The 6837-nt window shown below is 69.9% G+C and carries 9 protein-coding genes; 3 read left to right on the top strand and 6 right to left on the bottom strand.

The features are described 5' to 3' along the window. The 6 genes from ABDW21_RS15740 to ABDW21_RS15715 form a co-directional block, all read right to left on the bottom strand. On the bottom strand, positions 1-287 hold a 287-nt coding region (locus ABDW21_RS15740), incomplete at its 3' end, for an XRE family transcriptional regulator (RefSeq protein WP_343710705.1). Continuing rightward, positions 284-424, bottom strand: a complete 141-nt coding sequence (locus ABDW21_RS15735; protein WP_343602928.1) for a type II toxin-antitoxin system RelE/ParE family toxin — start codon at positions 422-424, stop codon at positions 284-286. The genes ABDW21_RS15740 and ABDW21_RS15735, both read right to left, overlap by 4 nt. Further along, positions 414-632 (bottom strand): type II toxin-antitoxin system RelE/ParE family toxin, encoded by a 219-nt coding sequence (locus ABDW21_RS15730; protein WP_343602927.1) that lies wholly within the window; start codon positions 630-632, stop codon positions 414-416. Before ABDW21_RS15730 ends, ABDW21_RS15735 begins: the two co-directional genes overlap by 11 nt. 7 nt (positions 633-639) lie before the next feature. Next, entirely contained in the window at positions 640-1242 is a 603-nt protein-coding gene (locus ABDW21_RS15725; RefSeq protein ID WP_343602925.1) for a DUF222 domain-containing protein, read from the bottom strand. 386 nt (positions 1243-1628) lie between these two features. After that, complete coding sequence (locus ABDW21_RS15720) at positions 1629-2348, bottom strand: TIGR03089 family protein (RefSeq protein WP_343710704.1); 720 nt, start codon at positions 2346-2348, stop codon at positions 1629-1631. Next, positions 2336-3817 (bottom strand): LCP family protein, encoded by a 1482-nt coding sequence (locus ABDW21_RS15715; protein WP_343710703.1) that lies wholly within the window; start codon positions 3815-3817, stop codon positions 2336-2338. Before ABDW21_RS15715 ends, ABDW21_RS15720 begins: the two co-directional genes overlap by 13 nt. 108 nt (positions 3818-3925) lie before the next feature. Here ABDW21_RS15715 and rfbD point away from each other — a divergent pair, with 108 nt between their 5' ends. The 3 genes from rfbD to ABDW21_RS15700 are packed head-to-tail and all read left to right on the top strand — an operon-like array spanning position 3926 to position 6748. Beyond that, positions 3926-4780: a dTDP-4-dehydrorhamnose reductase gene (gene rfbD / locus ABDW21_RS15710; protein ID WP_343710707.1), complete on the top strand. Its 855-nt coding sequence runs from the start codon at positions 3926-3928 to the stop codon at positions 4778-4780. Positions 4781-4814: 34 nt separating this feature from the next. Beyond that, positions 4815-5672 carry a glycosyltransferase family 2 protein gene (locus ABDW21_RS15705; protein WP_343710706.1) on the top strand — a complete coding sequence of 286 codons (858 nt, stop codon included), beginning with the start codon at positions 4815-4817 and terminating at the stop codon, positions 5670-5672. 2 nt (positions 5673-5674) lie between these two features. Further along, positions 5675-6748, top strand: coding sequence for an NDP-sugar synthase (locus tag ABDW21_RS15700; protein ID WP_343602919.1), 1074 nt, complete (start codon positions 5675-5677; stop codon positions 6746-6748). Positions 6749-6837 lie beyond the last annotated feature (89 nt).

The following is a 6837-nucleotide window of genomic DNA, read 5'->3' as shown; positions in this document are numbered from 1 at the left end:
TCCGTGTCGGCGGTAATGAGCAGCTGGGTGCGTAGCCCCACCCGTGCGGCAAGATTTACCAGCGTGTCCAGGGAAAACTTGCTGATCTTCCCGCAGATAAGATCGGACACCCGCGGCTGGGTGATCCCGAGGTTGCGCGCCGCCGTGGTCTGCGACCAGCCGAACTCGGTGAGCCGGCTCCCGACCGCGAGAATGAGGTCAGCGCGGGCACGCAGGTTGGCTGCCTCATCGGGTGTGTCCGCGATGGCATCCCAAACATTGCTGAAACCCTGGACTTCGTCGCTCATGGTCTGTCTCCTTCCCGGTGCGCTGCGTCCCTACGGGCGGCTGCCAATCGCTTCTTGCAGAGGTCTGTCACCGATTTGGGTGTCTTCTGGGTCTTCTTCGTGAAGCAGTGCAGGACGTAGACGCAGTCACCGATCACCGTCGTGTAGTATGGTGCGAAAGATGCCCTCGGCGGTCTTGACTCTGATCTCGCGGACTCCCGCACCGACGGTATTCATCGGCTTCCAGTCCTTCGGGTCCAGTCCCTTCTGTACGCGGTACAGCTCGACGCCGGTGTCATGCTTCGCCTGGTCCGGGAACTCCCTTAACTCATCGAGCGCTCGCCCCACGAACCTGACCTCCTTCACGGTCAGACTATACAGAATTTTGTATAGCGGGGCTACGGCGTCGCTGTAGCGCTGATCTGGCCCCGGAGCCACATTTCCAGGGGTGAGACCCCGATAACCGTGCACCGCCGCCCCGCCCCTGGCCACGGCGATCCGCCCCACTAAACCGTGCCACCTCAGATGTCCGAAACAACACCCCTACCCCCAGGTGCTCACCCTGAATGCCCCCGAACATGGATGAAGGCGAGGCGAAACGACACAGCGCACTGAGCTTGAAGGCGTGGGTGGCGCCGACGTCGGCGTGGGGGATGCTGTGGTGGATCGCGCAGCGGGTCGCCGGCGGTTCGCAGCCGGGGAACCGGCACGTCAAATCGCGGCAGCGCACGAAGTCGGCCAGCGCATGTAAGCGGGCATCGACCGCGTGGGCGTCGTTGCTGATCAGTCGGCCGAAGACCTCGGCCAGGCCGGTGCCGCCGTCCCAGATGTAAAAGTGCCGACCGGGGTGCTGTTCCTGACGCCGTCGTAGCGCGTCGCGGTCTGTGCGGGCCACGATCCAGTCCACAGAGGCGGCCAGCCGGCTCTGCGTCATCCCCGGCCGGCGCGGTATTTCCAGCGCGGGGCGGGCGTCCACGGCGAGCGGCCTCCAGCAACGCGCCCGCCCGGGATAGTTGTGTGCGCATCGCGCCCGAGTAGTACAGGTAGTTCGTCGCCAGCGGCGGGATCACACCCGGGGCCGCGGCCACTTCGGTGCTCACCGACTCTGGGGTGTCGATGGCCCAGGTCTCGCGTTCACCCACCGCGCGCAACGGCACAGCATCGAGTTCCCCGATCGCGGCGAGGCGTCGCCCGGCCGCCTGGTTCTCCGCCGGCGGACCCCCGTGTTCGAACATGCCTTCGACGATAATCGAGGGGTCCGACACCACCCCGTGACAGCGAGGCGCCCAGGACGGCCTGTGGACAAAGTCCCAACCGTGGGTAAGTCAGCTCGCCCAGGTCGTGGGTTGGCAGGCCGGGCTGTTAATCGACAACCCGGGTGACCTTCTCGGCCTCGATGCGGCGCGGCAGCGCCGTCAAATCGGGGTTGGCGACCTGCACCAGCGAGCCGCCCACCGCCAAGATCGCCAGCAGGCCGTCGACCAGCGCGGCGGGCTGCCCCCACGATGCGGTCGACAGCACCCGGTCGGCGGACGTCAAAGCGTGTGCTTGCGCGGAGGTTCGGCAGTCGGCGAGCAGTTCCTCGACGGACCGGCCGGAAAGCGTCGGGCCCGGATGCAATTCGCCGACGATCTGGTCGCCGTGCACCCGCACCGCGCTAGCGTAATCGGTGACCCCGACCGGCAGGTCCGCCGTTGGGCGCCCGAACGGGTCCAACGACGCTACCGCCACCTCGCCGGCGCCGGTGGCTTCGGCCTCCGCCAGCCGTTCGGCGGTGCATAACGCAACATCCGCCCCGGCCCCGTCGAGCACCACCTCGGCGCCGATCCACCACACCCCGAACAGCACCGCCGCGGTCTGCCAGTGCGCCGGCAGCAACACCGCCACCCGGCTGTCCGGCCCGGCGCCCAGCTCGTCGCGCAGCAGGTTGCCGGTCTTGGCCGCCCAGTTGGCCAGGGTCACCGCGGACAGCTCGATGCGTTCGCCGGTGGCGTCGTCGTAGTAGGTGATGCGCGGGCCGACGGGGTCGGCGCGCAGCATCGGGCCGAGGACCGCCCCGCTGAAGGTGCTCAGTTGACGCACTCCGGCCGGTCGGAGCCGGCGGTCAGAATGGGCGACGGCGGGGGAGCATCGCCGTTGGCCGAGCCGGAGTTCGACGAGGCGGCAGCGACGGTGCCGGCGTCGCCGCCGAGGCCGGAGCCCGGGCCGGTGTAGTCGTTGGCCAGCACCACCCGCACCGACCCCGGCGGCACCGACGCGTCGGTGACCACCGGCAGCCCCCCGAGGTCCCGGGCCACGGCCTGCGCGCCCAGGTCGTCGCCCCTGGCGGCCTGCACCTGGCTGCCGGACACATGCGCGCCTTCGTTGTTGCCGACGGCTCCCGCGCTGAACCCTTGCGCGGACAGGACTTCTGCCACCGCCGCGGCCAGCCCGTTGATGTCGGTGTCGTTGACCACGTCGGCGGTGGTCTTGTCCGGGCTGTAGGCGAGCTCCTCGGTCTTGCCCTGCGCCTGACCCTGCAGCAGCCCGGCGACCCAGTCGGCCACCTGGTGGGGATCCACCCGAACCACGCTCTGCATCCCGTCGTCACTCCAGCCGGCCTCGTCGAGCACCGGGATGGTGGCGAACGCGATCTTGCCGGCGGCGAGCTTCTGCAGCTGGCTGACGAAATCCATGATGTCCCAACCGGATGACAGCACCACCGAGCGCTGGATGGCCTGCTGCAGCCGGCTCATCCTGGCCGGGCTCGACAGCGTGTTGCCGGAGATCACCTGATGAGCCAACGACGCCATCACCACCTGCTGGCGCACCACCCGGTCCAGATCACCGCGCGGCAGGTCGTGACGCTGGCGGACGAAGCTCAGGGCCTGCGGACCGTCGAGCTTCTGCCAGCCGGCCGGAAAGTCCGCTCCCGACATCGGTTCGTAGACCGACTCCTTGAGGCAGACATCGACACCGCCCAGCGCGTCGGTGATCAACGCGAAGCCCAGCAGCCCGACTTCGGCGTAGTGGTCGACGGTGACGCCGGTGAGGTCGGCGACCGTCTTGATCAGAGCTTCCCGGCCGGCTTCGGTGCCGCGCGCTTCGGCTTCGTCCGCGTCGACGCCGGATTCGACCAGGCTGACCCGTTTCTCTTCTTTGACCTGCCCGTACACGCCGTTGATCTTGGTTTTGCCCAAACCCGGCGCGGCGACGTAGGAGTCGCGGGGGATCGAGATTGCGGTGGCTGCCTGGTGGTTTCGATCGGGCCCGTTGTTGGGGATTCGCACCAAGATGATGGTGTCGGTGTTGGTGGACACGTCGTCGCCGGCGCGCAGGGCGGCCAGCTCCTCGGCGGTCAGCGGGTTGCCGTGGGCGTCGGTGCGGCTGTCCATGCCGACCAGCAGGATGTCGATCGCACCGTCGTCGCCGCCCTGGCCGAGCGAGGGCGCGAACATGTGGTAGATACCGTCCTGGAAAGACCGTATTGTGCTCCACGCCACCCCGGTGCCGAGTACGACGACGACGGCAGCCACGGTAGCGACCACACGAACCACACGATGCGCAGGCATCACATAAGATTACTTACGTCGCATGAGTAATTCCGGTAGCCGGCTTCGGCGTGCCCGAGTTGTGACCGCCCGCGATGACGAGGAGGAGCAGCAGTTGTGGCACGGATCGTGATCGCCGGCGCCGGTGGGCAGGCCGGCAGCCATCTCGCCGCCGAAGCCACCCAGCAGGGGCGCGACGTGCTGGCGCTGACCTCAGCGCAGTGGGACATCACCGACGCGGCGGCAGCCGAGCAGATCGTGCAGCCCGGCGATGTGGTGGTCAACTGCGCCGCCTACACCAACGTCGACGGCGCGGAAACCGACGAAGCCGCCGCGCACGCGGTCAACGCCACCGGCCCCGGACACCTCGCGCGCGCATGCGCGCGGGCCGGCGCGCGGCTGATCCACATCTCCACTGACTACGTGTTCAGCGGAGACTTCGGCGGATGTCCGCCCCGCCCGTACGAACCCGGCGACGCAACCGCGCCGCTGAGCGTGTACGGGCGCACCAAGCTCGCCGGCGAACAAGCCGTGCTGACGGCGCTGCCGGAGGCCACCGTGGCGCGCACCGCCTGGCTCTACACCGGCGGAACCGGCGCCGACTTCGTGGCCGTCATGCGCAGGCTGGCGGCCGGAGACGGCATCGTGGAGGTGGTCGACGACCAGACCGGCTCGCCGACCTACGTCGGGGACCTGGTCGGCGCGCTGCTGGAGATCGTCGACAGACCGGTGCAAGCGCCGATTGTGCATGCCGCCAACCAGGGCACCGCCTCCCGTTTCGAGCAGGCGCGCGCGGTGTTCGAGGGTGTGGGCGCCGACCCGGCGCGGGTGCGGCCGGTGAGCACCGACCGGATGCCGCGGCCCGCGCGCCGGCCGACGTACTCGGCGCTGTCCGGCCGGGTCTCGGCGCAGGTCGGCCTGACGCCGCTGCGGGGATGGCGGGACGCGCTGGACCACGCTGTGTGCGTGGCGGGCACCGCGTGACCGTTACCCTCTACGCGTGAGCGACGTCCTGCCGGTGGTGACGGTGACCTACTCCCCGGGCCCGCATCTGGACCGTTTTCTGGGCTCGCTGTCGCTGGCCACCGACCGGCCGATCAGCGTGCTGATGGCCGACAACGGCTCCACCGACGGGACGCCGCAGGCCGCCGTTGAGCGCTATCCCAACGTGCGGCTGTTCGCCACCGGCGGCAACCTCGGCTACGGCAACGCGGTGAACCGCGCCGTCGCCCAACTTGCCGGCGGCGACGAGTGGGTCATCGTGGCCAACCCCGACGTGCAGTGGGGGCCCGGCAGCATCGACGCCCTGCTCGACGCGGCGGCGCGGTGGCCGCGGGCCGCCGCGCTGGGCCCGCTCATCCGCGACCCGGACGGGTCGGTGTACCCGTCGGCCCGGCATCTGCCCAGCCTGGTCCGCGGCGGCATGCACGCCGTCCTGGGCCCGCTGTGGCCGACCAACCCCTGGTCGAGGACCTACCGACAGGAGCGGCTGGAACCCAGCGAGCGGCCGGTGGGCTGGCTGTCGGGGTCCTGCCTGCTGCTGCGCCGGGCCGCGTTCGACCAGGTCGGCGGCTTCGACGGGCGCTACTTCATGTACTTCGAGGACGTCGACCTGTGTGACCGGCTCGGCACGGCGGGCTGGCTGAGCGTCTACGTCCCGTCGGCCGAGGTCCTGCACCACAAGGGCCACGCCACCGGACGTCAGTCGGCGCTCAACCTGAAGGCCCACCACCGGAGCAGCTACATCTTCCTCGCCGACCGGCACGGCGGATGGTGGCGCGCGCCGCTGCGCGCGACCATGCGCGTCGGGCTGGCGATTCGGGCACAGCTCATGGTGCGGCGTGCACGGCGCAAGCCGGCGGCAGAGCGGAAGTGACTGTGACGGGCGCGAATGTCGACGCCGTCGTCCTGGTCGGCGGCAAGGGCACCCGGCTGCGGCCGCTGACGCTGTCGGCGCCCAAACCGATGCTGCCCACCGCCGGGCTGCCGTTCGTCACCCACCTGTTGTCGCGGATCGCCGCGGCCGGCATCGAGCACGTGATCATGAGCACGTCGTACAAGCCGGCGGTGTTCGAGGCGGAGTTCGGCGACGGCTCCGCGCTCGGGTTGCAGGTCGAGTATGTGACCGAGGAGCAGCCGCTGGGCACCGGTGGCGGGATCGCCCACGTCGCCGATCGGCTGCGCCACGACACCGTAATGGTGTTCAACGGCGACGTGCTGTCCGGCGCCGACCTCGGCCTGCTGCTGGACCACCACCGCAGCAGCCGGGCCGACGTCACGCTGCATTTGGTGCGGGTGTCCGATCCGCGGGCGTTCGGCTGTGTGACCACCGAGAACGGCCGGGTCACCGCCTTCTTGGAGAAGACGCAGGATCCACCCACCGACCAGATCAACGCCGGGTGCTACGTTTTCTCCCGGCCGACCATCGACCTGATCCCGCGGGGCCGCGAGGTCTCTGTCGAACGCGAGGTCTTTCCGGCGTTGCTTTCCGACGGGGTCACCGTGTGCGGCAGCATCGACACCAGCTATTGGCGTGACATGGGCACCCCGGAGGACTTCGTGCGCGCCTCGGCGGACCTGGTGCGCGGGATCGCGCCGTCGCCGGCGCTGCGCGGGCACCGTGGCGAGCACCTGGTGTACGACTGCGCGGCGGTGTCGCCGGGCGCGGTGCTGATCGGCGGCACGGTCGTCGGGCGCGGTGCGGAGATCGGGCCGGGCGCCCGGCTGGACGGCGCGGTCGTCTTCGACGGAGCGCGTGTTGAGGCCGGCAGCGTGATCGAACGCTCGATCATCGGGTTCGGCGCCCGGATCGGCCCGCGGGCGCTGATCCGTGACGGCGTGATCGGCGACGGCGCCGACATCGGCGCGCGCTGCGAGCTGCTGCGGGGTGCGCGGGTCTGGCCCGGCGTCCGCATTCCCGACGGCGGCATCCGGTATTCCAGCGACGTGTAAGCACCGGAGTGCCTTTTCGTGCGGTCGCGCCAATCGAGAGCCACCGGGCGCGTCGTTATCCACAGTTGGCGCTTTATCCACAGCCGGGC

Origin of the sequence: Mycobacterium sp. (genome assembly GCF_039583805.1) — a bacterium.
Classification (GTDB): Bacteria; Actinomycetota; Actinomycetes; order Mycobacteriales; family Mycobacteriaceae; genus Mycobacterium.
The sequence above is the reverse complement of the archived record's forward strand: the minus strand, read 5'-3'. Positions and strand labels throughout refer to the sequence as shown.

Bases quoted from the DNA above. Each gene is read 5' to 3' on its own strand.
- ABDW21_RS15715 (WP_343710703.1), bottom strand. From the start codon at position 3,817: ATGCCTGCGCATCGTGTGGTTCGTGTGGTCGCTACCGTGGCTGCCGTC.